General features: G+C 66.1%; 22 protein-coding genes. 12 read left to right on the top strand and 10 right to left on the bottom strand.

The window, feature by feature from the left end; all coding sequences use genetic code 11:
* Window positions 1-96: 96 nt before the first annotated feature.
* Window positions 97-1,329 (top strand): penicillin-binding protein activator, encoded by a 1,233-nt coding sequence (locus tag ABIA45_RS27980; protein ID WP_404544938.1) that lies wholly within the window; start codon window positions 97-99, stop codon window positions 1,327-1,329.
* 107 nt (window positions 1,330-1,436) lie between these two features.
* Here the strand turns inward: ABIA45_RS27980 and hemW are convergent, their stop codons facing one another.
* From hemW to rph, 3 genes are read right to left on the bottom strand one after another with little or no spacing between them, the layout of a single operon-like run.
* Window positions 1,437-2,594: a radical SAM family heme chaperone HemW gene (hemW, locus tag ABIA45_RS27975; protein WP_404544936.1), complete on the bottom strand. Its 1,158-nt coding sequence runs from the start codon at window positions 2,592-2,594 to the stop codon at window positions 1,437-1,439.
* Window positions 2,581-3,216: an RdgB/HAM1 family non-canonical purine NTP pyrophosphatase gene (rdgB, locus tag ABIA45_RS27970; protein WP_275500417.1), complete on the bottom strand. Its 636-nt coding sequence runs from the start codon at window positions 3,214-3,216 to the stop codon at window positions 2,581-2,583. Before rdgB ends, hemW begins: the two co-directional genes overlap by 14 nt.
* Window positions 3,217-3,227: 11 nt before the next feature.
* On the bottom strand, window positions 3,228-3,941 hold the full coding sequence (rph, locus tag ABIA45_RS27965) for a ribonuclease PH (RefSeq protein WP_220003677.1): 714 nt from the start codon (window positions 3,939-3,941) through the stop codon (window positions 3,228-3,230).
* A gap of 169 nt (window positions 3,942-4,110) precedes the next feature.
* On the opposite strand from rph, the gene hrcA reads away from it, so the two are divergent.
* Window positions 4,111-5,199, top strand: coding sequence for a heat-inducible transcriptional repressor HrcA (gene hrcA, locus ABIA45_RS27960; RefSeq protein WP_036003234.1), 1,089 nt, complete (start codon window positions 4,111-4,113; stop codon window positions 5,197-5,199).
* Window positions 5,200-5,293: 94 nt separating this feature from the next.
* A complete protein-coding gene (gene grpE, locus ABIA45_RS27955) occupies window positions 5,294-5,911 on the top strand; it encodes a nucleotide exchange factor GrpE (protein ID WP_036003237.1) in 618 nt (205 codons plus the stop codon).
* 149 nt (window positions 5,912-6,060) lie between these two features.
* Here the strand turns inward: grpE and pncA are convergent, their stop codons facing one another.
* Together pncA and ABIA45_RS27945 are read right to left on the bottom strand one after the other, a co-directional pair.
* The gene (gene pncA, locus ABIA45_RS27950) at window positions 6,061-6,783 is read right to left on the bottom strand and encodes a bifunctional nicotinamidase/pyrazinamidase (RefSeq protein WP_157287306.1); all 723 of its coding nucleotides are present in this window, start codon (window positions 6,781-6,783) and stop codon (window positions 6,061-6,063) included.
* Window positions 6,784-6,969: 186 nt separating this feature from the next.
* The gene (locus ABIA45_RS27945; protein WP_036046067.1) at window positions 6,970-7,911 is read right to left on the bottom strand and encodes a hypothetical protein; all 942 of its coding nucleotides are present in this window, start codon (window positions 7,909-7,911) and stop codon (window positions 6,970-6,972) included.
* A gap of 394 nt (window positions 7,912-8,305) precedes the next feature.
* On the opposite strand from ABIA45_RS27945, the gene dnaK reads away from it, so the two are divergent.
* The 8 genes from dnaK to ABIA45_RS27905 all read left to right on the top strand — a co-directional run bounded on the left by dnaK (window position 8,306) and on the right by ABIA45_RS27905 (window position 15,617).
* Window positions 8,306-10,207, top strand: coding sequence for a molecular chaperone DnaK (gene dnaK / locus ABIA45_RS27940; protein ID WP_036003245.1), 1,902 nt, complete (start codon window positions 8,306-8,308; stop codon window positions 10,205-10,207).
* 272 nt (window positions 10,208-10,479) lie between these two features.
* Window positions 10,480-11,616, top strand: coding sequence for a molecular chaperone DnaJ (dnaJ, locus tag ABIA45_RS27935; RefSeq protein WP_036024343.1), 1,137 nt, complete (start codon window positions 10,480-10,482; stop codon window positions 11,614-11,616).
* 88 nt (window positions 11,617-11,704) lie between these two features.
* Window positions 11,705-12,304 (top strand): class I SAM-dependent methyltransferase, encoded by a 600-nt coding sequence (locus ABIA45_RS27930; protein WP_128265084.1) that lies wholly within the window; start codon window positions 11,705-11,707, stop codon window positions 12,302-12,304.
* A gap of 55 nt (window positions 12,305-12,359) precedes the next feature.
* The gene (locus ABIA45_RS27925) at window positions 12,360-12,938 is read left to right on the top strand and encodes an NADPH-dependent FMN reductase (RefSeq protein WP_271543304.1); all 579 of its coding nucleotides are present in this window, start codon (window positions 12,360-12,362) and stop codon (window positions 12,936-12,938) included.
* 6 nt (window positions 12,939-12,944) lie between these two features.
* A complete protein-coding gene (gene pyrF / locus ABIA45_RS27920) occupies window positions 12,945-13,655 on the top strand; it encodes an orotidine-5'-phosphate decarboxylase (RefSeq protein WP_271543306.1) in 711 nt (236 codons plus the stop codon).
* Between the two features lie 21 nt (window positions 13,656-13,676).
* Complete coding sequence (locus tag ABIA45_RS27915; RefSeq protein WP_157287302.1) at window positions 13,677-13,988, top strand: DUF1330 domain-containing protein; 312 nt, start codon at window positions 13,677-13,679, stop codon at window positions 13,986-13,988.
* Between the two features lie 165 nt (window positions 13,989-14,153).
* Window positions 14,154-14,969: a 4-hydroxy-tetrahydrodipicolinate reductase gene (gene dapB / locus ABIA45_RS27910; RefSeq protein ID WP_271543333.1), complete on the top strand. Its 816-nt coding sequence runs from the start codon at window positions 14,154-14,156 to the stop codon at window positions 14,967-14,969.
* A gap of 24 nt (window positions 14,970-14,993) precedes the next feature.
* Entirely contained in the window at window positions 14,994-15,617 is a 624-nt protein-coding gene (locus ABIA45_RS27905; RefSeq protein WP_157287300.1) for a 2,3-bisphosphoglycerate-dependent phosphoglycerate mutase, read from the top strand.
* A 132-nt stretch (window positions 15,618-15,749) separates the two neighbouring features.
* Here the strand turns inward: ABIA45_RS27905 and ABIA45_RS27900 are convergent, their stop codons facing one another.
* On the bottom strand, window positions 15,750-16,646 hold the full coding sequence (locus ABIA45_RS27900) for a bifunctional helix-turn-helix domain-containing protein/methylated-DNA--[protein]-cysteine S-methyltransferase (RefSeq protein ID WP_157287299.1): 897 nt from the start codon (window positions 16,644-16,646) through the stop codon (window positions 15,750-15,752).
* Window positions 16,647-16,700: 54 nt separating this feature from the next.
* On the bottom strand, window positions 16,701-17,234 hold the full coding sequence (locus ABIA45_RS27895; protein ID WP_404654483.1) for a DUF2244 domain-containing protein: 534 nt from the start codon (window positions 17,232-17,234) through the stop codon (window positions 16,701-16,703).
* 22 nt (window positions 17,235-17,256) lie between these two features.
* Between ABIA45_RS27895 and nth the strand changes: the two genes are divergently transcribed.
* On the top strand, window positions 17,257-18,009 hold the full coding sequence (nth, locus tag ABIA45_RS27890; protein WP_275511727.1) for an endonuclease III: 753 nt from the start codon (window positions 17,257-17,259) through the stop codon (window positions 18,007-18,009).
* Window positions 18,010-18,029: 20 nt separating this feature from the next.
* On the opposite strand, the gene ABIA45_RS27885 is transcribed toward nth, so the two are convergent.
* From ABIA45_RS27885 to ABIA45_RS27875, 3 genes are all read right to left on the bottom strand, one after another.
* On the bottom strand, window positions 18,030-18,770 hold the full coding sequence (locus ABIA45_RS27885; protein ID WP_157287296.1) for a sulfate transporter family protein: 741 nt from the start codon (window positions 18,768-18,770) through the stop codon (window positions 18,030-18,032).
* Window positions 18,771-19,240: 470 nt separating this feature from the next.
* Window positions 19,241-19,687, bottom strand: coding sequence for a nickel-responsive transcriptional regulator NikR (gene nikR / locus ABIA45_RS27880; RefSeq protein WP_271543339.1), 447 nt, complete (start codon window positions 19,685-19,687; stop codon window positions 19,241-19,243).
* 200 nt (window positions 19,688-19,887) lie between these two features.
* Entirely contained in the window at window positions 19,888-22,341 is a 2,454-nt protein-coding gene (locus ABIA45_RS27875; protein WP_404654482.1) for a heavy metal translocating P-type ATPase, read from the bottom strand.
* Window positions 22,342-22,391: the final 50 nt, after the last annotated feature.

Here is a 22,391-nt window from a genome sequence, read left to right as displayed (position 1 = left end):
TAACTATTTGCCGACACACTGCCTGAATCCGCGGCCTGTGTCGCGGAAAGCAATGTCGTGATCGGCCGGCGACGGCGGGTCGGAAGAGAAGCTGCCATGGTCGGCCCGCGTCATCCAAAGTCTCACCTTCCGGGGTCCCGATCGCCAGGGGCGACCCGGCGGACTGCGCTCGGCCTGTTGCTCGGCGCGCCCGTGCTGTCGGCCTGCGCCGGCGTGCAGCAAAGCCTCAGCCAGTTCTCCAACCCGTTCTCGAGCTCCGCACCGCCGGCCCAGCCGGCTGGCCCGCAGCAGCAGGCGACGACCGCCGGCACCGGCGGCGTGAAGGTCGGCCTGATCCTGCCACTCTCAGCTGCCGGCAATGCCGGGCTCGCCGCGCAATCGATGCGCAATGCCGCCGAGATGGCGCTGGCCGAGTTCCAGAACCCGAACATACAGCTCCTGATCAAGGACGACAATGGCAGCCCGCAAGGCGCGCAGGCCGGCGCGCAGCAGGCGGTCGACGAGGGCGCCGAGATCATTTTGGGACCATTGTTCGCACAGTCGGTGCCGGCGGTGGCGCAGGTCGCGCGCACGCGCGGCATTTCCGTGATCGCGTTCTCGACCGATTCCAGCATCGCCGGACGCGGCGTCTATCTGCTCTCGTTCCTGCCGGAGTCGGACGTCAACCGCATCGTCGAATATTCCGCCGGCATCGGAAAGCGCTCCTTCGCCGTGCTGGTGCCCGACAACGCCTATGGCAATGTCGTCGAGGCCGCGGTGAAGGCGGCGGTGCCGCGGCGGGCCGGGCGCATCGTCGCGTTCGAGAAATACGGCGCCGATCGCGCCACGCCGGCGCGCACCGTGGCGCAGCAGCTCGGCAGTGCGGACGCGCTGTTCATTGCCGATGACGGCGATGCCGTCGTGTCAGTCGCGGACGCCATGACTGCCGCGGGCGCGAACTTGCGCAACATCCAGCTGCTTGGCACCGGCCTTTGGGACAATCCGCGCGTCTATGCCAGCGCCGCGCTGCAGGGCGGCCTTTACGCCGCGCCCGATCCGGCCGGCTGGCGCGCCTTCTCCGGCCGCTACCGCACGAAATACGGCGCGGAGCCGATCCGCACCGCGACCCTTTCCTATGACGCGGTCGCGCTCGTTGCCGCGCTGGCCCGCACGCAAGGCGGCCAGCGTTTCTCCTCCGACGTGCTCACCAACCCCTCCGGCTTTGCCGGCATCGACGGCCTGTTCCGCTTCCGTGCGGATGGCACGAATGAACGCGGGCTCGCCGTCATGAAGGTGACGCAAGGCGGCGGCGTCGCCGTGGCGGGCTCGCCGAAGAGCTTTGGGGCGTAGCTCGGTGCTGTAGGGTGGGCAAAGGCGCTCTTGCGCCGTGCCCACTATCTCTTTCGATAATGAAAGTTGCGTGGGCACGCTTCGCTTTGCCCACCTACGAGAGTTCCTTACGCAGCCAAATCCGCGACCACGGCATCCAGCACCGGAAAACCGCTGCTGGTCACGCGCAACCGTCCCGTTGCATCCACCGTGATCGCGCCTTCCTCGCGCAAGAGCGCGATGCGGCGGGGGTCGAGCGGGCGGCCGGCGAGGGCCTTGTAGCGTTCGGGATCGATGCCTTCGGCGAGCCGCAATCCCATCAGCAGGAATTCGTCGGCGCGTTCCTCGCTGTTGAGGAGCTCGTCGCTGACGACACCGTCGCCGTTGGTCTCGACCCGCATCAGCCAGGCCTCGGGACGCTTCTCGGTGGCGGTGGCGTGCCTGATCCCGTCGATGTCGAGGCGGCCATGTGCGCCGGGGCCGATGCCGGCATATTCCTCGCCGCGCCAGTACACCAGATTGTGCCGGCACTCGGCGCCGCGCCGCGCGTGATTGGAGATCTCGTAAGCGGGCAGCCCGAGCTTGTCGCAGGTCTCCTGCGTGACGTCGTAGAGCGCGCGGGCGACCGCTTCGTCCGGCGTCTTCAGCTTGCCGGCCTGGTGCAGGCCGAAGAAAGGCGTGCCTTCCTCGATGGTCAATTGATAGAGCGACAGATGCTCGGCCGCTTCATCGATGGCGTGCCGCAGCTCGCCCGCCCACATCGCCGGCGTCTGGTCGGGGCGGGCGTAGATCAGGTCGAACGAATAGCGGTCGAACGCGCGGCGCGCGATGGCGACGGCATCGAGCGCTTCGCGCGCGCTGTGCATGCGGCCGAGCGCTTTGAGCGAGGCGTCATCGAGCGCCTGCACGCCGAGCGAGACGCGGTTGACGCCGGCGATGCGATAACCGGCAAAGCGCGTGGCTTCGACGCTGGTCGGGTTCGCTTCCAGCGTCACCTCGACGTCGCCTGCGACGGTCCAGTGCTTGCCGATCGCGTCTAACACCGCGCCGACGGTGGCGGGCTGCATCAGTGACGGCGTGCCGCCGCCGAGGAAGATCGAGGTGACCTCGCGGCCGGGCGCGCGTTCGGCGGTCGTTGCGATCTCGCGCGCGAAGGCGGCGGCAAACCTCGCCTCGTCGATCGCGGCATGGCGGACATGGCTGTTGAAGTCGCAATAGGGGCACTTCGACAGGCAGAACGGCCAGTGCACATAGACGCCAAACGCATCCTTGTTAGCGCGGCTCAAGGCAGATCTCCGCCAGTTTCCGAAAAGCGCGGGCGCGGTGCGACAGGCCGAGGCCGAGCGGCGGCAGGCCGTGCTTCTCGATGCTGGTCATCTCGCCGAAGGTGCGGCTGTGCCCGTCCGGCAGGAACATCGGGTCGTAGCCGAAGCCGGCCGTGCCGCGCGGTGGCCAGATCAGCGTGCCGTCGACGCGCGCCTCGACCTCCTCGCGATGATCGTCGGGCCAGGCCACGCAAAGCGCGGAGACGAAGTGGGCCTTGCGCTTGTCCGGCGTGGTGGCGCCGCGCTCCTGCAGCAGGCGCTCGATCTGCGCCATCGCCGCGTTGAAATCCTTGGATGGACCGGCCCAGCGCGCGCTGTAGATTCCCGGCGCACCGTCGAGTGCGTCGACGACGATGCCGGAATCGTCGGCGAAGGCGGGAAGCTTGGTCGCCTGCGCTGCGGCGACCGCCTTGATCGCAGCGTTGCTGCGGAAATCGTTGCCGGTTTCCTCGGGCTCGGGGAGGCCAAGCTCGCCTGCCGACACCGCCTCGATCCCGTACGGCGCGAGCAGCTCCTTCATCTCGGCGAGCTTGCCGGGATTGTGAGTGGCGATGACGAGCTTGTCGGTGATTCGGCGGTGCATGGGCCTATTGACTACGCCACGGCCAGTTTCTGCAAGTCCACCAGACGCGCAATGCCCTTCTGCGCCAGGGCGATCAGCTTCAGGAACTCGTCCTGCGTGAACGGCTCGCGTTCCGCGGTGCCCTGCACCTCGATGATGCGGCCATCGCCGGTCATGACGAAATTGGCGTCGGTCTCGGCTTCCGAATCCTCGGCATAGTCGAGATCGAGCACCGGCGTACCGTTGTAGATGCCGCAGGAGATCGCGGCGACGTTGTCGCGCATCACGTTGGCCTTCACCATGTTGCGCGCCTTCATCCAGTTGATGCAATCGGCAAGCGCCACCCAGGCGCCGGTGATCGAGGCCGTGCGCGTGCCGCCGTCGGCCTGGAGCACGTCGCAATCGACCGTGATCTGACGCTCACCGAGCGCTTCGAGATCGACGATGGTGCGAAGCGAGCGACCGATCAGACGCTGAATCTCGACGGTGCGGCCGCTCTGCTTGCCGGCGGAGGCCTCGCGGCGGGTGCGTTCGGAGGTGGCGCGCGGCAGCATGCCGTATTCGGCGGTGACCCAGCCGCGGCCCTGACCCTTCAGCCACGGCGGCAGGCGGTCCTCCAGCGTGGCGGTGACCAGCACATGGGTGTCGCCGAATTTCACCAGGCAGGAGCCTTCCGCATATTTGACCACGCCGCGCTCCAGCGTCACGGGGCGCAATTCGTCGGGCGCACGGCGGCTTGGCCGCATGGGAAATCTCCAAAACTCGCGGGAATAGGCTGTTCGCGGTGCTTGTAGGTGGGGCGGGGGGTGGGCGGCAAGGGCTTATTCACCCCCTGACCGCCGGCCCGTAAACGCGACGCTTGTCAGAAGCGGCCCGGATGGACAAATTATAAGTATCTGAGAGGAGTTACCGTCTGTGGCCCATCACGATCCGATCCATCTGATCGCGCCGCGCGCAGGCCTTGCCCAGCTCAACGAGCGTTCCCGCGACATCTTTCGTCAAATTGTCGAAAGCTATCTCGCGACCGGTGAGCCGGTCGGCTCGCGCAACATTTCCCGCCTGATCGCCATGCCGCTGTCGCCGGCCTCGGTCCGCAACGTCATGGCCGATCTGGAACAGCTCGGCCTGATCTATGCCCCGCACACCTCGGCCGGCCGGCTGCCGACGGAACTGGGCTTGCGCTTCTTCGTCGATGCCCTGATGCAGGTCGGCGACCTCAACGAGGCCGAGCGGCAGGCGATCCAGAGCCAGCTCTCGTCCGTCGGCGAGGCGCAATCGGTCGAGGCGGCGCTGGACCAGGCCTTGATGCGGCTCTCCGGCCTGACCCGGGCGGCCGCCGTCGTGCTGACGCCGAAATCCAATGCGCGGCTGAAGCACATCGAATTCGTCCGCCTGGAACCGGAAAAAGCGCTGGTGATCCTGGTCGGCGAAGACGGCCAGGTCGAAAACCGCGTGTTGACGCTGCCGCCCGGAGTTCCCTCTTCGGCGCTGACGGAGGCCGGCAATTTCCTCAATGCGCGGATCCGGGGCCGTACCCTGGCCGAGGCGCGGCTCGAGCTCGAGACCGCACTCGGCGAGGCCCGTGCCGAGCTCGATCAGCTGACACAGAAAGTGATCTCGGCCGGCATCGCCAGCTGGTCCGGCGGCGAGAGCGAGGATCGCCAGCTCATCGTCCGCGGCCATGCCAATCTGCTCGAAGATCTGCATGCGCTGGAGGATCTGGAGCGGGTTCGGCTGTTGTTCGACGACCTCGAGACCAAGCGCGGCGTGATCGACCTGCTCGGCCGGGCCGAGACCGCCGAAGGCGTGCGCATCTTCATCGGCAGTGAGAACAAGCTGTTCTCGCTGTCGGGGTCGTCCACCATCATCTCGCCCTATCGGGATGCCGCCGGCCACATCGTCGGCGTTCTCGGCGTGATCGGCCCGACGCGGCTGAATTATGCCCGCGTGATCCCCACCGTGGACTACGCCGCCCGCATCGTCAGCCGCCTCTTGGGGGGCTGACCGGCCTTTCCGCCGATCACGGGCGCTTGATTTTCGCGAGTTTAGGCACGATATCCGGGCCAACATCCCTGAAACGAGTTCGAGATCAGAGCCGATGACCGAGCAAGACCGGCAACCCCAAGACACGACTGCAGCGACCGGCGAGCCCGTGGTGTCGAAACCCTACATCATGCCCGACGATCCCGAGCCGGGTTCGGTCGAAACCCTGCAAAAGGAAGCGGCTGAAGCGCGCGACCGCATGCTGCGGACGCTGGCCGAGATGGAGAATTTGCGCAAGCGCACCGCCAAGGAAGTCGCCGACGCCCGCCTCTACGGCATCACCGGCTTCGCGCGCGACGTGCTCGACATCGCCGACAATCTCCAGCGTGCACTCGATGCCGTTCCGGCGGAGGCGCGTGCTGCGGCCGATCCCGGCCTGGTCTCGTTGATCGAGGGCGTCGAGCTCACGGAGCGCGCGCTGCTCAACGCGCTGGAAAAACACGGCGTGAAGAAGCTCGATCCTCAGGGCCAGAAGTTCGACCCGAACTTCCACCAGGCGATGTACGAAGTGCCTGACGCGTCGGTGCCGTCGGGCACCGTGGTGCAGATCATGCAGGCCGGCTACACCATTGGTGACCGCGTGCTGCGCCCGGCGCTGGTCGGCGTCGCCAAGGGCGGCGCGAAGACTGCGCCCGCGGCGAACAACAACGAGTCGAGCAGCGCGGCGAATTGAGTGTTGGCGTCATTCCGGGGCTCGACGAAGTCGAGAACTATGGTGCGCAATGCGCACCTGAGAATCCATCGAACAGCAGAGACAACCGCACAATGGATTTCGGGCTCGCGCTGAAGCGCGCCCCGGAATGACGGAAGATGGCGCGCCGCCTACGCGCTCACCGCGATATCCGCAGACTGAATCCGCTTCACGCCCGCCTTGGCCATGTCGGCCCAGGCCTTGGCGAGCGAGCCCTGCGTGTCGATGCCGCGGCAGGCGTCTTCCACCACATAGACCTCGAAGCCCGCCTTGCGCCCGTCGAGCGCGGTCCAGGCGACGCAGAAATCTGTCGCAAGACCAGCGACGAAGACGCGCTTGATCTTGCGGCCCCTCAGGTAGCCGGCGAGCCCGGTCGAGGTCTTGCCGTCGGCCTCGAGGAAGGCCGAATAGCTGTCGACGTTCTTGTGAAATCCCTTGCGGATGATGAGCTCGGCGTGCGGGATCGACAGGTCCTTCGACAGCGCCGCGCCCTCGGTGCCCTGCACGCAATGGTCCGGCCACAGCACCTGCTTGCCGTAGGGCAGGTCGACCGTTTCGAATGGCTTCTTGCCGGAATGAACCGACGCAAACGAAACGTGGCCCGGCGTGTGCCAGTCCTGCGTCAGCACCACATTCGCAAATGCCTTCGAGATCTTGTTGATGACCGGCACCACCTGCTCGCCTTCCTTCACGGCGAGGCTGCCGCCGGGCAGGAAGCAGTTCTGCACGTCGATCACGAGCAGCGCGGACGCTTCGTCCGGCTTGATCGGTGCGGCCGCGAACAGCGCGGTTGGCGCGAGCGTCGCCAGCGCCGTCGTTCCAAGCATTGCCAAGACCTGTCGCCGAACCAGCATGTCTACCTCCCCTCCAGGATGATCCAACGGGAGGAAGCCTAGTTCCGTTCGTATACGAACAGAAGCCTGAAAATGCAGCCGGGCTGATGAGCAGTTGGGCTCTTAGCCCCAACATCATCGTCGCCCCCCGTGCGCAATTGCGCACCAGGCGGGGATGACATTGGAGGTGTTGAAGCGCCTCGGGCCCTACCCCTTCGGCTGAATCCCGTCGCGCACGGCGCGGAAGCGGGTGAAGGCGGCTTGCCATTGGTCGCGCGGGGCGCTGGCGATGATGCGCAATGATGCGCCGCCGCTCGAGAAGCGGATCCACTGCACCACCGTCACCGGGACCTTGTCCTTGCCGCTGACGCCGTCGATCCGGGTCTCGAAGCCTTGCTGGCCGTTGATGCGGATCGGCTCGGACATGGTGATGCGCGACTCGCGCACGCCGGGAATCTGGAGCGCCGCCTCCTGGGCGAAGCGGGCGCGGTCGTCGGCGGCTTGCGGGGTGGCGCCGATCAGGCCGAGGATCATGAACGGCCTCGCCTCGTAGCCCACGCTCTCATCGCCGTCGGCCAGGATGATGCTCGAGCCCGGTGCCAGGGTCTTGATGTCCTTGAAGTCGGCGAGATCGGTGATCTTGAACGGCAGCAGCGCGATCTGCTCCTCGGCCGAGACCTGCCTGCGGGTGGTGGCGCTCGCGAACATCTGTCGCACCGCCTCGTCCGTGTAGATCTTGGTCGCATTCTCCGGGATCTGTACCGCGACATAGCCGGAGAAGCCGGCGCCGGGCACGATCATCGAATAGCGCTTCACCGGGGTATCGCCGGCCTTGCCGCTTTCGGTGGTGAAATAGGCAAGGCCAGCGGGGGTCTCGACCTTGTCCTGCTTGACGCCGCCCGTCCCGCCGGGATTGGAATTGAAGGCGCTCACGACCTCGCCATAGGCGGCCGGCGGCAGCTCGGTGACCAGCACCTTGACGTTGCCGTCCTCGCTCTCGAAGCCCGGAAAGGTCTTGGCCGTGCTGAGGCCGATCAACGGCACCATGCCGAGACGCAAGCCGGGTGGGAAAACGACGTCGGCGGCGAAGGCCGGAAGCGCTGTTACGGCGAGGAGGGCGAGCGCGGCGAGGGGGCGGATCAGCTTCATGGCCACTCTGATTGGTTCACATTGAGGCCGTTCGATGGTCGGCCACCGGGCCGCTTTGTCGCGCGAAGCAGCTGCGCCGGCTGTGCGGTCGGTCCGCCTTTTAGCCGGTTTGGCCTCGCCGCAACAGGGCGGGCGGGCTTGCGGGTGCGGGGGCTTGCCGAGGCCCGGACCTGTTAATAATTCCTCACCCGCAAGGGCGGTTGAGCCCGGATATCACCTTCCAAAACCCGATGTTTTAGCGGCAGAAACCTAGCTTCGGTCCTTGCGGGCCCCTCCCCCCCTCCTATATGAGCCTCAATCATCGCAATATCGCGGATGTTTGATCTTAGGGGGTTTCGGTTCGGGTGCCTCTTGGGCCCAGCCAACCTGCCGCAAAAAGAAGGATATCAGGACCATGGGAAAGGTCATTGGGATCGACCTCGGCACCACGAATTCGTGCGTCGCCGTGATGGATGGCAAGAACGCCAAAGTCATCGAGAATTCCGAAGGCATGCGCACGACGCCTTCGATCGTCGCCGTCACGGATGACGGTGAGCGCCTCGTCGGCCAGCCCGCCAAGCGCCAGGCCGTCACCAATCCCGAGCGCACCTTCTTCGCAGTGAAGCGCCTCATCGGCCGCCGCTACGACGACCCGATGGTCGAGAAGGACAAGAAGCTCGTTCCCTACAAGATCGTGAAGGCTTCCAACGGCGACGCCTGGGTCGAGGCCGACGGCCAGACCTACTCGCCCTCGCAGGTCTCGGCATTCATCCTGCAGAAGATGAAGGAGACCGCGGAAGCCCATCTCGGCCAGAAGGTCGAGCAGGCCGTCATCACCGTTCCTGCCTACTTCAACGACGCCCAGCGCCAGGCGACCAAGGACGCCGGCAAGATCGCGGGCCTCGAAGTGCTGCGCATTATCAACGAGCCGACCGCGGCCGCGCTCGCCTATGGTCTCGACAAGACCAAGGCCGGTACCATCGCGGTGTATGACCTCGGCGGCGGTACGTTCGATATCTCCATTCTCGAAATCGGCGACGGCGTGTTCGAGGTGAAGTCGACCAACGGCGATACCTTCCTCGGCGGTGAAGACTTCGACATGCGCCTCGTGGGTTATCTCGCCGACGAGTTCCAGAAGGAGCAGGGCATCAACCTGCGCAACGACAAGCTCGCGCTGCAGCGCCTGAAGGAAGCCGCTGAAAAGGCCAAGATCGAGCTGTCGTCGACGACGCAGACCGAGATCAATCTGCCCTTCATCACCGCGGATCAGACCGGCCCGAAGCATCTGACGATGAAGCTCACCCGCGCCAAGTTCGAGGCGCTGGTCGACGACCTCATCCAGAAGACCGTCGAGCCCTGCCGCAAGGCGCTGAAGGACGCCGGCGTCACCGCCGGTGAGATCGGCGAGGTCGTGCTGGTCGGCGGCATGTCGCGCATGCCGAAGGTCCAGGAAGTCGTGAAGCAGCTGTTCGGCAAGGAGCCGCACAAGGGCGTCAACCCGGACGAAGTCGTGGCGATCGGCGCTGCGATCCAGGCAGGCGTGCTCCAGGGCGACGTCAAGGACGTGCTGCTGCTCGACGTCACCCCGCTGTCGCTGGGCATCGAGACGCTGGGCGGCGTGTTCACCCGCATCATCGACCGCAACACCACGATCCCGACCAAGAAGAGCCAGGTGTTCTCGACGGCTGAAGACAACCAGAATGCCGTCACCATCCGCGTCTTCCAGGGCGAACGTGAAATGGCGGCCGACAACAAGATGCTCGGTCAGTTCGACCTGATGGGCATTCCGCCGGCGCCGCGCGGCATGCCGCAGATCGAGGTGACCTTCGACATCGACGCCAACGGCATCGTCAACGTCTCGGCCAAGGATAAGGCCACGGGCAAGGAGCAGCAGATCCGCATCCAGGCCTCCGGCGGCCTGTCGGAAGCCGACATCGAGAAGATGGTCAAGGACGCCGAGGCCAATGCCGAGGCGGACAAGAAGCGCCGCGAGGCCGTCACCGCCAAGAACGAGGCGGATGGCCTGGTGCATTCGACCGAGAAGGCTTTGGCCGAGCACGGCTCGAAGGTTGCCGAGAGCGAGCGCCGCGCCATCGAGGATGCCGTCAGCGACCTCAAGGAAGCGCTGAAGGGCGACGATGCCGAGGCGATCAAGGCCAAGACCCAGACGCTGGCGCAGGCTTCGATGAAGCTCGGCGAGGCCATGTACAAGCAGCAGGCCGAGGCCGACGCCAAGAAGGATGCGGCCAAGGACGACGTCGTCGACGCGGAATTCACCGAGGTCGACGACGACAAGAACAACAAGAAGTCCGCTTAAGCCCCGAGAGGGTGACGATGCGGACGGCTTGGACCCCACACACGCTACCGGCCTCCTCCCTCGCGGGGGAGGCCATCGTGTCGGGACGGGCGGGCCAAGACTCCTTTCAAGACTCCTTCAAAGTCGGCCCCGTTACGATCGATCAATTCCCAGCCGTTATTCTCAGCGCTGCCAGGCTGCTCTCTGCCGCAAGGTCGAAGGGCGCTCATTCCGCCGCATGTCAGCGTTGTTCCGCGCCAACTTGAATCGCGATTGGATAGACCGAGCTCATCATGTCCACGTCCACCAAGCGCTGCTATTACGAGACCCTCGAAGTCGAACGCGACGCCGACGAAGGCAAGCTGAAATCGTCGTTCCGCAAGCTGGCGATGAAATTCCATCCCGACCGCAACCCCGGGGATGAGACCAGCGAAGTCAAGTTCAAGGAAATCAACGAGGCTTACGAGGTCCTGAAAGACAAGGACAAGCGCGCCGCCTATGATCGTTACGGCCACGCCGCGTTCGAGCAGGGCGGCGGCTTCGGCGGCGGCGCCGGTTTCGGTGCCGGCTTCGCCTCCTCTTTCTCCGACATCTTCGAGGACCTGTTCGGCATGGCCGGGCAGCGCGGCCGCGGCGGCCGCGAGCGCGGCGCCGATCTGCGCTACAACATGGAAATCACCCTCGAGGAAGCCTTTGGCGGCAAGACCGCGCAGATCGAGATTCCGGTCTCGGTCACCTGCGAGGCCTGCTCGGGCATCGGTGCCAAGGCTGGCACCAAGCCCAAGACCTGCTCGACCTGCGGCGGCGCCGGCCGCGTGCGGCAGTCGCAGGGCTTCTTCACGCTGGAGCGAACCTGCCCGGGTTGTCAGGGCCGCGGCCAGATGATCGAGGACGCCTGCCCGTCCTGCGCGGGACAAGGGCGGGTCACCCGGGAGCGGACGCTCTCGGTCAACATTCCGCAAGGCGTCGAGGACGGCACACGGATCAGGCTCGCCGGCGAGGGCGAGGCTGGCGTGCGCGGCGGGCCGCCGGGCGACCTCTACATCTTCCTGTCGCTGGCCCAGCACCAGTTCTTCCAGCGCGACGGCGCGGACCTGCATTGCCGCGTGCCGATCTCGATGGTGACCGCCGCGCTCGGCGGCGAATTCGAGGTGCCGACCATCGACAAGGGCAAGACCAAGGTGAAGGTGCCCGCCGGCACCCAGTCGGGTCGCCGATTCCGCATTGCATCAAAGGGCATGCCGGTGCTGCGGTCGCGCCAGATGGGCGACATGTACGTTCAGGTCATGGTCGAGACCCCGCAGAACCTGACCAAAAAGCAGCAGGAATTGCTGGCCGAGTTCGAGAAGCTCTCCTCCGGCAACACCCAGCCGGAAGCCGAGGGCTTCTTCGCCAAGGTCAAGGATTTCTTCGGCAATCGGGCGAACTGACGCGTCTTGACCGTATCGCCTCCGGCCTATACGTCTTTATGACCATTTTCTGACACGCCGCGGTCCTGCGGTTCCGTCCGGTCCCGACATGCCATTGCCATCGTCCGCGCGTGCGTTGAAGAAGCCTCGTCTCGATGACGAGGTGCGCTTTCTCAGGTCGTGGATCGAAAAGCCCTTGCACATGGGCGCGGTGATGCCGTCCGGCAAGCTGCTGGCGCGGACCATGGCTCATTATGTCGATCCCGATTCCGACGCACCGGTGGTCGAGCTCGGACCCGGCACCGGCGCCATCACGTCCGCGCTGATCGAGCGCGGGATCGACCAGAAGCGTCTCGTTCTCGTCGAATACAATCCCGGCTTCTGCGCGCTGCTGCGCGATCGCTACCCGCAAGCCAAGGTGGTGCAGGGCGATGCCTACCGCCTGCGCGACACGCTCTGGAACGTCTTGAGCACGCCGGCCAGCGCGGTCGTGTCCGGCCTGCCGCTCGTCACCAAGCCGATGCTGACGCGGCTGCGGCTCATCCGCGATGCCTTCACCGCGCTCGCGCCCGGTGCGCCCTTCATCCAGTTCACCTATGCGGTGGTGCCGCCGATCCCGAAATCGCTGTCCGGCGTGTCCACAGAGGCCTCGGAACGGATCTGGATGAACCTTCCGCCGGCCCGCGTCTGGGTGTATCGCAAGCATTAATTCCGCCGGCTCCTCTTTGCGCGGCGGGCTCGTTTCGCCGAACGCATGGGATTGGATGCCAGCTCCCAAGATCCTGATCATTCCCGGCTCGCTGCGCACCGGCTCGCATAATGCGAAGCTGGCGGCGGTGGCGGCCTATGAATTTGCTCAGGCCGGCGTCGACGTCACCCGCATCTCGCTCGCCGATTTTCCGCTGCCGATCTATGACGGCGATCTCCAGGCCAAATCCGGCGTGCCCAAGCACGCGATCAATCTGAAGCGCATGATCGGCGCGCATCACGGCGTCCTCATCGTCTCGCCCGAATACAACGCATCGGTGCCGCCGCTGCTGAAGAACGCGATCGACTGGGTCAGCCGCGTGCACGAGCTGCACGAGGCGCGCGGCGAGGTGTTCCGCAACCGCGTCTATGCGCTTGCCGGCGCGTCCCAGAGCCGGTTAGGTGCCGCCCGCGCGCTGCAGGCCCTGCGGCTGATCCTCTCCGCCTGCCACGCCAACGTGATTGCCAGCCAGCTCACGCTCGCCTTTGCCGACCAGGCCTATGACGATAGGGACAGGCTGAAGAACGAGGGCGATATCGCCGCGCTGAAGGAGCTGGTGACGCAGTTGATCGACGTTTCCCAACGCATGATGTGAGATGACATGACGCCAGCCGAGATCGCCCCGAAGGACCGCCTGATCGTTGCGCTCGATCTGGCGAGCGTTGATGCCGCGGAGGCGATGATCGCGAAGCTCGGCGACAGCGTCACGTTCTACAAGATCGGCTATCAGCTCGCTTATGCCGGCGGCCTGCCGCTGATCGGCAAGCTTGTCGACAGGGACAAGAAGGTGTTCGCCGATCTCAAGATGCACGACATCGGCAATACGGTCGCGCGTGGCACCGAGAGCGTCGCCAAACTGGGCGCGACCTTCGTCACCGTGCACGCCTATCCGCAGACCATGAAAGGCGCCGTCGAAGGCCGCGGCAGCGCCAGCCTGAAGATCCTCGCCGTGACGGTGTTGACGTCCTACGACGACGACGATTTGCATGCGGCCGGTTATCGGCTCAGCGTGTCGGAGCTGGTCGAGGCACGTGCGCAGCAGGCGCAGGTGCTCGGTGTCGACGGCCTCGTATCCTCGCCGGAGGAGGTCGGGGCCTTGCGCAAGATCGTCGGCCACCAGATGAGCCTCGTCACCCCCGGCATTCGTCCGGCGGGCGCCGCCAGCGGCGACCAGAAGCGCATCATGACCCCGGGGCGTGCGATCGCCGCGGGCGCGGATTATCTGGTCGTCGGGCGTCCGATCGTGGAAGCCGCCGATCCGAAGGCCGTCGCAGAGGCCATTCAGGCCGAGATCGCGCAGGCGCTTGGCTAATCAACAACAGGGAGAAGACCAATGGCAAAGGGTTACTGGATCGGGCGTGTCGACGTCAGCAATGACGAGGGCTACAAGCCCTACGCCATCGCCAACGGCCCGATCTTCAAGAAATGGGGCGGCCGCTTCGTCGTCCGCGCCGGCAAGTTCACCGCCGTCGAAGGTGCCAGCCGCAACCGCAACGTCGTGATCGAATTCCCTGACTACGAGACCGCGCTCGCCTGCTACAACTCGCCGGAATACCAGGCCAACATCAAGGTGCGCCAGCCGCACTCGATCGCCGACCTCATCGTCATCGAAGGCTACGACGGCCCGCAGCCGTCTGACGGATAACACTCCGTCATGGCCGGGCTTGACCCGGCCATCCACGTCTTTACGCCCTCTTGTGTGGCCTTTCGTGGATGCCCGGGACAAGCCCGGGCATGACGGCGGAAGGTTGTCCCCTCGGTTGCCGGAACTGCCTCCCCCCGCTACAACGGCCTCGAAGAGGATCACACCATGTCCGACATGCGCTTGATTGTTGCGGGAGCCGGCGGCCGGATGGGCCGGGCGCTGGTGCGGGCGATTGCCGAAAGCGAGGGCGCCGTGCTGGCGGGCGCGCTGGAGGCGCCGGGCTCCGAGCTGCTCGGCAAGGATGCCGGCGTGCTCGCCGGCCTGCCCGCCAACGGCATCAAGCTCTCCGCCGATCTCTGGGCGATGTGCAAGGAGGCCGACGGCATCCTCGATTTCACGGTGCCGGCGGCGACCATCGCCAATGTCGCGATCGCCGCCGAACGCGGCCTCGTGCACGTCATCGGCACGACCGGCCTGTCCGGCTCGGACAATGCCGTGATCAAGAGCGTCACCAATCGCGCCGTGGTGGTGCAGTCGGGCAATATGAGTCTCGGCGTCAATCTGCTCGCCGCCGTGGTCAAGCGCGTCGCCAAGGCGCTCGACCAGAGTTTCGATATCGAGATCGTCGAGACCCATCACCGCATGAAGGTCGATGCGCCCTCGGGCACCGCGCTGATGCTGGGCCAGGCCGCAGCGAGCGGCCGCGGCGTCAACCTCGATGACCATTCCGAACGCGGCCGTGACGGCATCACCGGCGCCCGTCGGCCGGGCAATATCGGTTTCGCCTCCTTGCGCGGCGGCACCGTGGCCGGCGACCACAGCGTCACCTTCCTCGGCCCGTTCGAGCGCCTGACGCTGTCGCATCAGGCCGAGGACCGCATGCTGTTCGCCCATGGTGCGCTCAAGGCGGCGCTGTGGGCGCACGGCAAGAAGCCGGGGCACTACACCATGGCCGACGTGCTCGGCCTGTCCGACATCTGAACTGAACAACACGGAAAGCAGTTGATGAGCGAACGTCTTCTCGTGCTCGTGCGCCACGGCCAGAGCGAATGGAATCTGAAGAACCTGTTCACGGGCTGGAAGGACCCTGATCTCACCGAGCTCGGCGTGAAGGAAGCCAAGGAAGCCGGCCGCAAGCTGAAGGCGCAAGGCCTGGTGTTCGACGTCGCCTACACCTCGGTGCTGACGCGCGCGCAGCACACGCTCGATCTCATCCTCGGCGAGCTCGGCCAGGAGGGTCTGCCGACTTCGAAGAACCTCGCGCTCAACGAGCGCGACTACGGCGATCTCTCCGGTCTCAACAAGGACGACGCCCGCAAGAAATGGGGCGAGGAGCAGGTGCTGATCTGGCGTCGCTCCTACGACGTGCCGCCGCCCGGCGGCGAAAGCCTGAAGGACACGCTCGCGCGCGCGTTGCCGTACTACGTGCAGGAGATCCTGCCCGGTGTGCTCAACGGCAAGCGCACGCTGGTTGCCGCCCACGGCAACTCGCTGCGCGCGCTTATCATGGTGCTGGAAAAGCTCTCGCCCGAAGGCATTTTGAAGCGCGAGCTCGCCACCGGCGTGCCGATCATCTACCGCCTCAACGCGGATTCGACGGTGGCCTCGAAGCTGGATCTGGCGGGGTAGGCTTTCGCCGTACACGCGGTGCCGTAGGGTGGGCAAAGCGCAGCGTGCCCACGCAGCGTCAGCAATTTGAGAAAGATGGTGGGCACGGCGCGATGCGTCTTTGCCCACCCTACGGCAGCGTGCTTGTTGCGCCTACTGCAGCCCCAGCTGCCCGGCCTCCCAGCCCAGCATCGCCTGCTTGCGGGTGATGCCCCAATGATAGCCGGTGAGCGTGCCGCTCTTGCCGAGCGCGCGGTGGCAGGGCACGACGAACGAGACCGGGTTCTTGCCGACGGCGGCACCGACGGCGCGTGAAGCCTTGGGATTCCTGATGTTGCAGGCGATGTCGGAATAGGACACTGCGCGGCCCATCGGAATCTTCAAGAGCGTCTCCCACACCCGCACCTCGAAATCGGTGCCGATCAGCACCACGCGCAGCGGCTGATCCGGCCGCCACAATTTTGGATCGAAGATGCGCGCTGCGAGCGGCGCGGTGCCTTCGTGATCTTCCACATAGGTGGCGTTCGGCCAGCGCCGCGTCATGTCGGCGAGCGCGATCTTCTCCTCGCCGTGATCGGCAAAGGCGAGGCCCGACAGGCCACGGTCGGTGGCGATCACGATCGCGGTGCCGAACGGCGAAGGGTGGAAGCCGTAGCGCAGGGTGAGGCCGGCACCGCCGTTCTTCCATTCGCCCGGCGACATCGCTTCATGGGTCACGAAGAGATCGTGCAGCCGGCCCGGCCCCGACAGGCCGGAGTCGAGCGCCGCGTCAAGGATGCTGGCGGAATCCCTGAGCAGGTTCTTGGCGTGGTCGAGGGTGAGCGCCTGCATGAAAGCCTTCGGCGTGATCGAAGCCCAGCGGCGGAACAGATGGTGCAGCTCATCCGGCGTGACGCCGGCGGCATCCGCCATCGCCTCGATGGTCGGCTGCGCGCGCCAGTTCGCCGAGATGAAGGCGATCGCCCGGCGCACAGAATCATAATCGCGCAACGCGGCGTTCTGGGTGCCTGGCCTCGCCAGGCGCTGGTCATGTATCGCAAGGGTCATCATGACCGGGAATGTAGGGGAGGGGCCCGCGCGAAACCACCCGATTTCCGACTGCGCTCAGGTCGCCGGATGATAGGTCGGACCACGCCGCGCGGCGTTGAGAGCGCCAACCAAGGCACTGTAAAAGCTCGCCTTTTCTTCAGGGCCGAGGAAGCCGGCGATGAGCAGGCGACGGCCGCGGGAGATTAGATAGAGGTGCTCGATGCCGTATTCCTCGTCGACCTCCTGGTCGAGCCGGACCCAAAGCGGATTGAAGGTCCATTCGGCAACCTGGCCACGATGGCTGACGCGCCGCACCCGCAATTCCGATGACGTCACCACGATCTCCTCGCTGGCCCGTGCGGCGCGAAAATTGACCTTGAAGGCCCACCAGATCACAAGCACGTCGAGACTGAAGAAACCGAGCACCGGCCAGGCGCCCATCATTAGGAAAGCGAGGCCCGTGACGAAGCTGACGGCGCTCAGGAACAGCATCACGGCGAGAAAGCCGGTGCGGTTCAGCGAGCGGTGCGGCGTCAGCAGCGCGGAGAAGATCTGAGGCTCGTCTTCGCTCTCAGATCGCGACCGCGCAATTTCGTTGCCTGTGCTCATCGTCCATCAGTATATCCCGATCATGGCGAAAATCACCCGCAAGCCGGTCCCGCGCAAAGCGGCGGTGCCGAAGAAAACGGCAAGACCGGTCGCGACCAAGCCGAAAGCGCCCGCGAAGAAATCACTTAAAGCCACAAGACCGTGGACGCCGGCCGAGGTCCACGAGGTTTTCAGCCGTTTCCGCAAGGCCAATCCGGAGCCCAAGGGCGAGCTCGAGCACGTCAACCCGTTCACGCTGCTGGTCGCGGTGGTGCTGTCGGCACAGGCGACCGATGCCGGCGTCAACAAGGCGACGCGCGCGCTGTTCGAGGTTGCCGACACCCCGCAGAAGATGCTCGATCTCGGCGAGGAGCGCTTGCGCGAGTACATCAAGACGATCGGCCTCTACCGCACCAAGGCCAGGAACGTGATCGCGCTGTCGGCCAAGCTGCTCGGTGAATTCGGCGGCGAGGTGCCGCGCACGCGCACGGAGATCGAGTCATTGCCCGGCGCAGGTCGCAAGACCGCCAACGTCGTGCTCAACATGGCCTTCGGCGAGCACACCATGGCGGTCGACACCCATGTCTTCCGCGTCGGCAACCGCACGGGCCTAGCGCCCGGCAAGACGCCGCTGGAGGTCGAGCTTGGCCTCGAAAAGGTGATCCCAGCGGAGTTCATGCTGCACGCGCATCATTGGCTGATCCTGCACGGCCGCTATACGTGCCTCGCCCGCAAGCCGCGCTGCGAGGTCTGCCTGATCAACGATCTCTGTCGCTGGCCGGAGAAGACGGTGTGAGACAGCGCTGCGCCGGGCCGCTATCGCACCTGCCGCGCCGGCTCGATCAGCTCGGGCCGCGGGCCTGACAGGCGCTTGTGCATGTGGACCATGAAGGCCATGCCGAAGATCGGTGTCGCCAGGTTCACGATCGGGATCGAGACGAAGGCGGCGATGAACAGGCCGGCGGTGAAGACCGTCGCGGCATTGTCGCGCCGCATCGCCTTGGCCTCCTCCGGCGGGCGGAAGCGCATCGCGGCGAGCTCGAAATATTCACGGCCGAGCAGCCAGGCGGCGGCGAGGAAGAAGATCAGGAATCCCGCGCCGGCGAACAGCACCAGCGGCAGCGCGGCGAGGTAGACCAGGATGGCGACGAGCGCGGTCTTGATGCCCTCGAGGATCGCCCGGCTGAACGGCAGCGCCACGCCCGGCCGCTCGGCCGGATAATGCTCGCGCTCGACGATGTCGGCGACGTCGTCGACGAACAAGCTCGCCACCACCGAGGTGATGGCCGGCATCAGGAAGATGCCGCCGAACACGACGCCGAGACCCGTCGCGATCGAGACGATCCAGGAGAGAACCTCGATCGAGGAATGCCAGCCGGGCCCGAGCAGGCCTTCCAGCCACACCTCGCCGGAGGTCGCAAACCAGCTGAGCAGCCGCTGCAAGCCGATCGCCAGCACGGTGATCAGCACCAGCGCAAGCCCGATCGACCGCCACAGGATCGAGCGCATCGGCGGCGAGATCAATTGCGACAGCGCCTTGATGGCGGCATCCAGCATGGGGGACCCTCTGAGGTAGACACTGCGCGAGAGGTAGACACCGGATGCGGCTTCGGCAAGGGCGAGTGGCTGAGCAGCCCTCGGCCGCGGACGCGGCGCGAGCTCTTGCTCACCCTCCCCTGGAGGAGCAGGGCTATCGCATATGGATCGCATGTCGATATTGCAGAGGTCGTCATGCCCGGGCTTGTCCCGGGCATCCACGTTCTTTGTGCTGCGTGGAAAGGCGTGGATGGCCGGGACAGGCCCGGCCATGACGCTGTGGCGGCAGCCGGTGCCCACAGCGACGTCTCATATGCGATAGCCCTGCCTGGAGGAGGAGGGTCGATCGCGCGCAGCGCGAGCGGGGTGGGGTGACGGTCCCTCCGCGATGAACAGTGCCCGAGTGGAGAGATCACCCCACCCCGTCACGCGATCTCGCTTCGCTCGATCACGTGCCGACCCTCCCCCTCCAGGGGAGGGTAAGATTCAGCCTAATCGTGTCTATGCCCGTGCTTGCGCGCCTTCGCCTGTTTGCCGTCCCCCGTCGGGATCATCACCACGCGGCCGTAGCGCACGCCGCGTTCGGCGATGATGTGGTCGGCGAAATGCCTGACCTCGGAGGCCGCGCCGCGCAGCGCCGTCATCTCCATGCAATTGTTGTCGTCGAGGTGGACATGCAGCGTCGCCAGCGCGAGGTCGTGATGGCCGTGGAATTCCTGCACCAGCCGTTTCGACAGATCGCGCGCCGCGTGGTCATAGACGTAGACGAGGCCGGCGACGCATTGGCCGGTCTGCGCGGTGTCCTCGGCGCTCTGCTGCAGGCCGGCGCGCGCGAGGTCGCGGATGATCTCGGAGCGGTTCTGGTAGCCGCGCGCTTCCGCCGCCGCATCGATCTCCGCCAGGAGATCGTCCTCGATCGTGATGGTAATCCGCTGCATCAGGTCCTCTCCGCGGGCGCCGCTCTCTCTTACCTCGCCCCGCTTGCGGGGAGAGGTCGGAATTCAAGCGTAGCTTGAATTCCGGGTGAGGGGGACTCTCCGCGAGTCCAACTGTCACCGGGATTGCGGACAGCCCCTCACCCCAACGCTCTCCCCGGGAGAACGGGGCGAGGGAGCGCGCCTTCGTTGCCGCTGGCACCTCACAGCCGCGTCGCACGCAGCCGCAGCGCGTTGCCGACGACGCTGACCGAGGATAGCGCCATCGCCGCCGCGGCGATGATCGGGGAGAGCAGCAGACCGAACGCCGGATAGAGAACGCCGGCGGCGATAGGAATTCCGGCGGCGTTGTAGATGAAGGCGAAGAACAGGTTCTGCCGGATGTTGCTCATCGTCGCCTGCGACAGTTTTCGCGCGCGGACGATGCCGACGAGGTCGCCCTTGAGCAGCGTCACGCCGGCGCTCTCCATCGCAACGTCGGTGCCGGTGCCCATGGCGATGCCGACCTCGGCCGCCGCCAGTGCCGGCGCGTCGTTGACGCCGTCGCCGGCCATGGCGACGCTGCGGCCGGCCTGCTGCAGCTTGGTCACCACCGCGCTCTTCTGGTCGGGCAGCACTTCGGCCTCGACTTCGGCGATGCCGAGCCGGCGCGCCACGGCCTCGGCCGTGGTGCGGTTGTCTCCGGTCAGCATGATCACCTTGATGCCTTCCGCCGCGAGCGCCTTCAGCGCCTCCGGCGTCGAGGCCTTGACCGGATCAGCGATCGCAAACAGGCCGGCAAGCCGGCCGTCGACGGCCATGTTGATCACGGTGGCGCCATCGCCGCGCAGCCGTTCGGCCTCGGCGTCGAGCGCCGTGGTGTCGATGCCGATCGACGACAGATATCTGGCATTGCCGAGCACGATGGTCCTGCCGTCGACCTTGCCGGTCGCGCCCTTGCCCGTCGGCGAATCGAACTGCTCGACCTGGCCGAGCGGGAGCTGCTTCTCCTTGGCCGCACGCACGATGGCGTCGGCCAGCGGATGCTCGCTGGCGCGCTCGACGGTGGCCGCCAGCCGGAGGATATCGTCTTCCGCAAAGCGGGACGCCGGCGCGATCGAGACCACCTTGGGCTTGCCCTCGGTCAGCGTGCCGGTTTTGTCGACCACGAGCGTGTCGATCTTCTCCATCCGCTCGAGCGCCTCGGCATTCTTGATCAGGACGCCGCCCTGCGCGCCGCGGCCGACGCCGACCATGATCGACATCGGGGTGGCCAGGCCCAGCGCACAGGGGCAGGCGATGATCAGCACGCTGACCGCGGCGACGAGACCGAAGGCGAGCCGCGGCTCCGGTCCGAACCAGGCCCAGGCGGCAAAGGCCGCGACGGCGATGACGATCACCAGCGGCACGAACCAGCCGGAGACCTGGTCGGCCAGGCGCTGGATCGGCGCGCGCGAGCGCTGCGCATCCGCGACCATCTGCACGATCTGCGACAGCAGCGTCTCGCGCCCGACCTTGTCGGCGCGCATGATGAAGCTGCCGGACTGGTTCAGCGTGCCGGCGATGACTTTTGCGCCAGCCTCCTTGGTGACCGGCATGGATTCGCCCGTCACCAGCGATTCATCGAGCGACGAGCGGCCTTCGAGAATGATGCCGTCGACCGGCACCTTCTCGCCGGGACGAACGCGCAGGCGATCGCCGGCATGCAGCGTGTCGATCTCGACCTCGTGCTCGCTGCCGTCTGCGTCGACGCGGCGCGCGGTCTTCGGCGCGAGCTGCAGCAGCGCCTTGATCGCGCCCGAGGTCGCATCGCGGGCGCGCAGCTCCAGCACCTGGCCGAGCAGCACCAAGACGGTGATGACGGCGGCCGCCTCGAAATAGACTGCGACCGCGCCCTCATGGCCTCGGAAGGTGGTGGGGAATATCTGCGGCGTGAGCGTGCCGAGCACGCTGTAGACGTAGGCAACGCCCGTGCCCATCGCGATCAGCGTGAACATGTTGAGATTGCGCGTCAGCAGCGATTGCCAGCCGCGGACGAAGAACGGCCAGCCGGCCCACAGCACCACGGGTGTTGCAAAGACGAGCTGGATCCAGTTCGACAGGGTCGGATCGATCCAGCTGTGCGGGCCTGCGAGATGGCCGCCCATTTCCAGCGCGATCGGCGGCAGCGACAGCACGCCGCCGATCCAGAAGCGCCGCGTCATGTCGGCGAGCTCGGGATTGGGGCCGGTCTCAAGGCTTGCGACCTCAGGCTCCAGCGCCATGCCGCAGATCGGGCACGTGCCCGGGCCGACCTGGCGGATCTGCGGGTGCATCGGACAGGTGTAGATCGTGCCCGCGGGCACCTCCGGTTCGGGCGCCTTGTCCTTGGCAAGATACTTGGCGGGATCGGCGGCAAACTTGGTGCGGCAGCCGGCCGAGCAGAAATGGAAGGTCTCGCCGTGCTGTGTGATGTGGTGCTTCGAGGTCGCGGGATCGACGCTCATGCCGCAGACGGGATCTTTGAGCTTGGTTACGGCGTCGCCATGATCATGGCCGTGATGATGGTCGTGGCCGGAATGACCGCCGCAGCACGAGGAAGGCTCGGGCTTCGCCGCCGGCGCTGCAGCTTTCGCGGAACAGCCGCATCCGGAATGCGTCGCCGCGTTGTGACGATGCTCGTGCTCGTTGTTGTTCATTGCCATGTTCCGGCCTTTGCGTCTGGTCTTGAAACCCATACCCGGTAGGG

This window comes from Bradyrhizobium sp. USDA 336, assembly GCF_044908355.1.
Classification (GTDB): domain Bacteria; phylum Pseudomonadota; class Alphaproteobacteria; order Rhizobiales; family Xanthobacteraceae; genus Bradyrhizobium; species Bradyrhizobium yuanmingense.
This window is presented reverse-complemented; position numbering and strand designations above follow the sequence as displayed.

What these genes read in the sequence shown, in the direction of transcription:
- nth (WP_275511727.1), top strand. Translation starts at nt 17,257, where the DNA reads ATGGCGAAAATCACCCGCAAGCCGGTCCCGCGCAAAGCGGCGGTGCCG.
- dnaJ (WP_036024343.1), top strand. Translation starts at nt 10,480, where the DNA reads ATGTCCACGTCCACCAAGCGCTGCTATTACGAGACCCTCGAAGTCGAA.
- nikR (WP_271543339.1), bottom strand. Translation starts at nt 19,687, where the DNA reads ATGCAGCGGATTACCATCACGATCGAGGACGATCTCCTGGCGGAGATC.
- pyrF (WP_271543306.1), top strand. Translation starts at nt 12,945, where the DNA reads ATGACGCCAGCCGAGATCGCCCCGAAGGACCGCCTGATCGTTGCGCTC.
- ABIA45_RS27915 (WP_157287302.1), top strand. Translation starts at nt 13,677, where the DNA reads ATGGCAAAGGGTTACTGGATCGGGCGTGTCGACGTCAGCAATGACGAG.
- rdgB (WP_275500417.1), bottom strand. Translation starts at nt 3,216, where the DNA reads ATGCACCGCCGAATCACCGACAAGCTCGTCATCGCCACTCACAATCCC.
- dnaK (WP_036003245.1), top strand. Translation starts at nt 8,306, where the DNA reads ATGGGAAAGGTCATTGGGATCGACCTCGGCACCACGAATTCGTGCGTC.
- grpE (WP_036003237.1), top strand. Translation starts at nt 5,294, where the DNA reads ATGACCGAGCAAGACCGGCAACCCCAAGACACGACTGCAGCGACCGGC.
- ABIA45_RS27895 (WP_404654483.1), bottom strand. Translation starts at nt 17,234, where the DNA reads ATGAGCACAGGCAACGAAATTGCGCGGTCGCGATCTGAGAGCGAAGAC.
- ABIA45_RS27900 (WP_157287299.1), bottom strand. Translation starts at nt 16,646, where the DNA reads ATGATGACCCTTGCGATACATGACCAGCGCCTGGCGAGGCCAGGCACC.
- ABIA45_RS27885 (WP_157287296.1), bottom strand. Translation starts at nt 18,770, where the DNA reads ATGCTGGATGCCGCCATCAAGGCGCTGTCGCAATTGATCTCGCCGCCG.
- ABIA45_RS27945 (WP_036046067.1), bottom strand. Translation starts at nt 7,911, where the DNA reads ATGAAGCTGATCCGCCCCCTCGCCGCGCTCGCCCTCCTCGCCGTAACA.
- ABIA45_RS27905 (WP_157287300.1), top strand. Translation starts at nt 14,994, where the DNA reads ATGAGCGAACGTCTTCTCGTGCTCGTGCGCCACGGCCAGAGCGAATGG.
- ABIA45_RS27980 (WP_404544938.1), top strand. Translation starts at nt 97, where the DNA reads ATGGTCGGCCCGCGTCATCCAAAGTCTCACCTTCCGGGGTCCCGATCG.
- ABIA45_RS27930 (WP_128265084.1), top strand. Translation starts at nt 11,705, where the DNA reads ATGCCATTGCCATCGTCCGCGCGTGCGTTGAAGAAGCCTCGTCTCGAT.
- ABIA45_RS27925 (WP_271543304.1), top strand. Translation starts at nt 12,360, where the DNA reads ATGCCAGCTCCCAAGATCCTGATCATTCCCGGCTCGCTGCGCACCGGC.
- rph (WP_220003677.1), bottom strand. Translation starts at nt 3,941, where the DNA reads ATGCGGCCAAGCCGCCGTGCGCCCGACGAATTGCGCCCCGTGACGCTG.
- pncA (WP_157287306.1), bottom strand. Translation starts at nt 6,783, where the DNA reads ATGCTGGTTCGGCGACAGGTCTTGGCAATGCTTGGAACGACGGCGCTG.
- dapB (WP_271543333.1), top strand. Translation starts at nt 14,154, where the DNA reads ATGTCCGACATGCGCTTGATTGTTGCGGGAGCCGGCGGCCGGATGGGC.
- ABIA45_RS27875 (WP_404654482.1), bottom strand. Translation starts at nt 22,341, where the DNA reads ATGAACAACAACGAGCACGAGCATCGTCACAACGCGGCGACGCATTCC.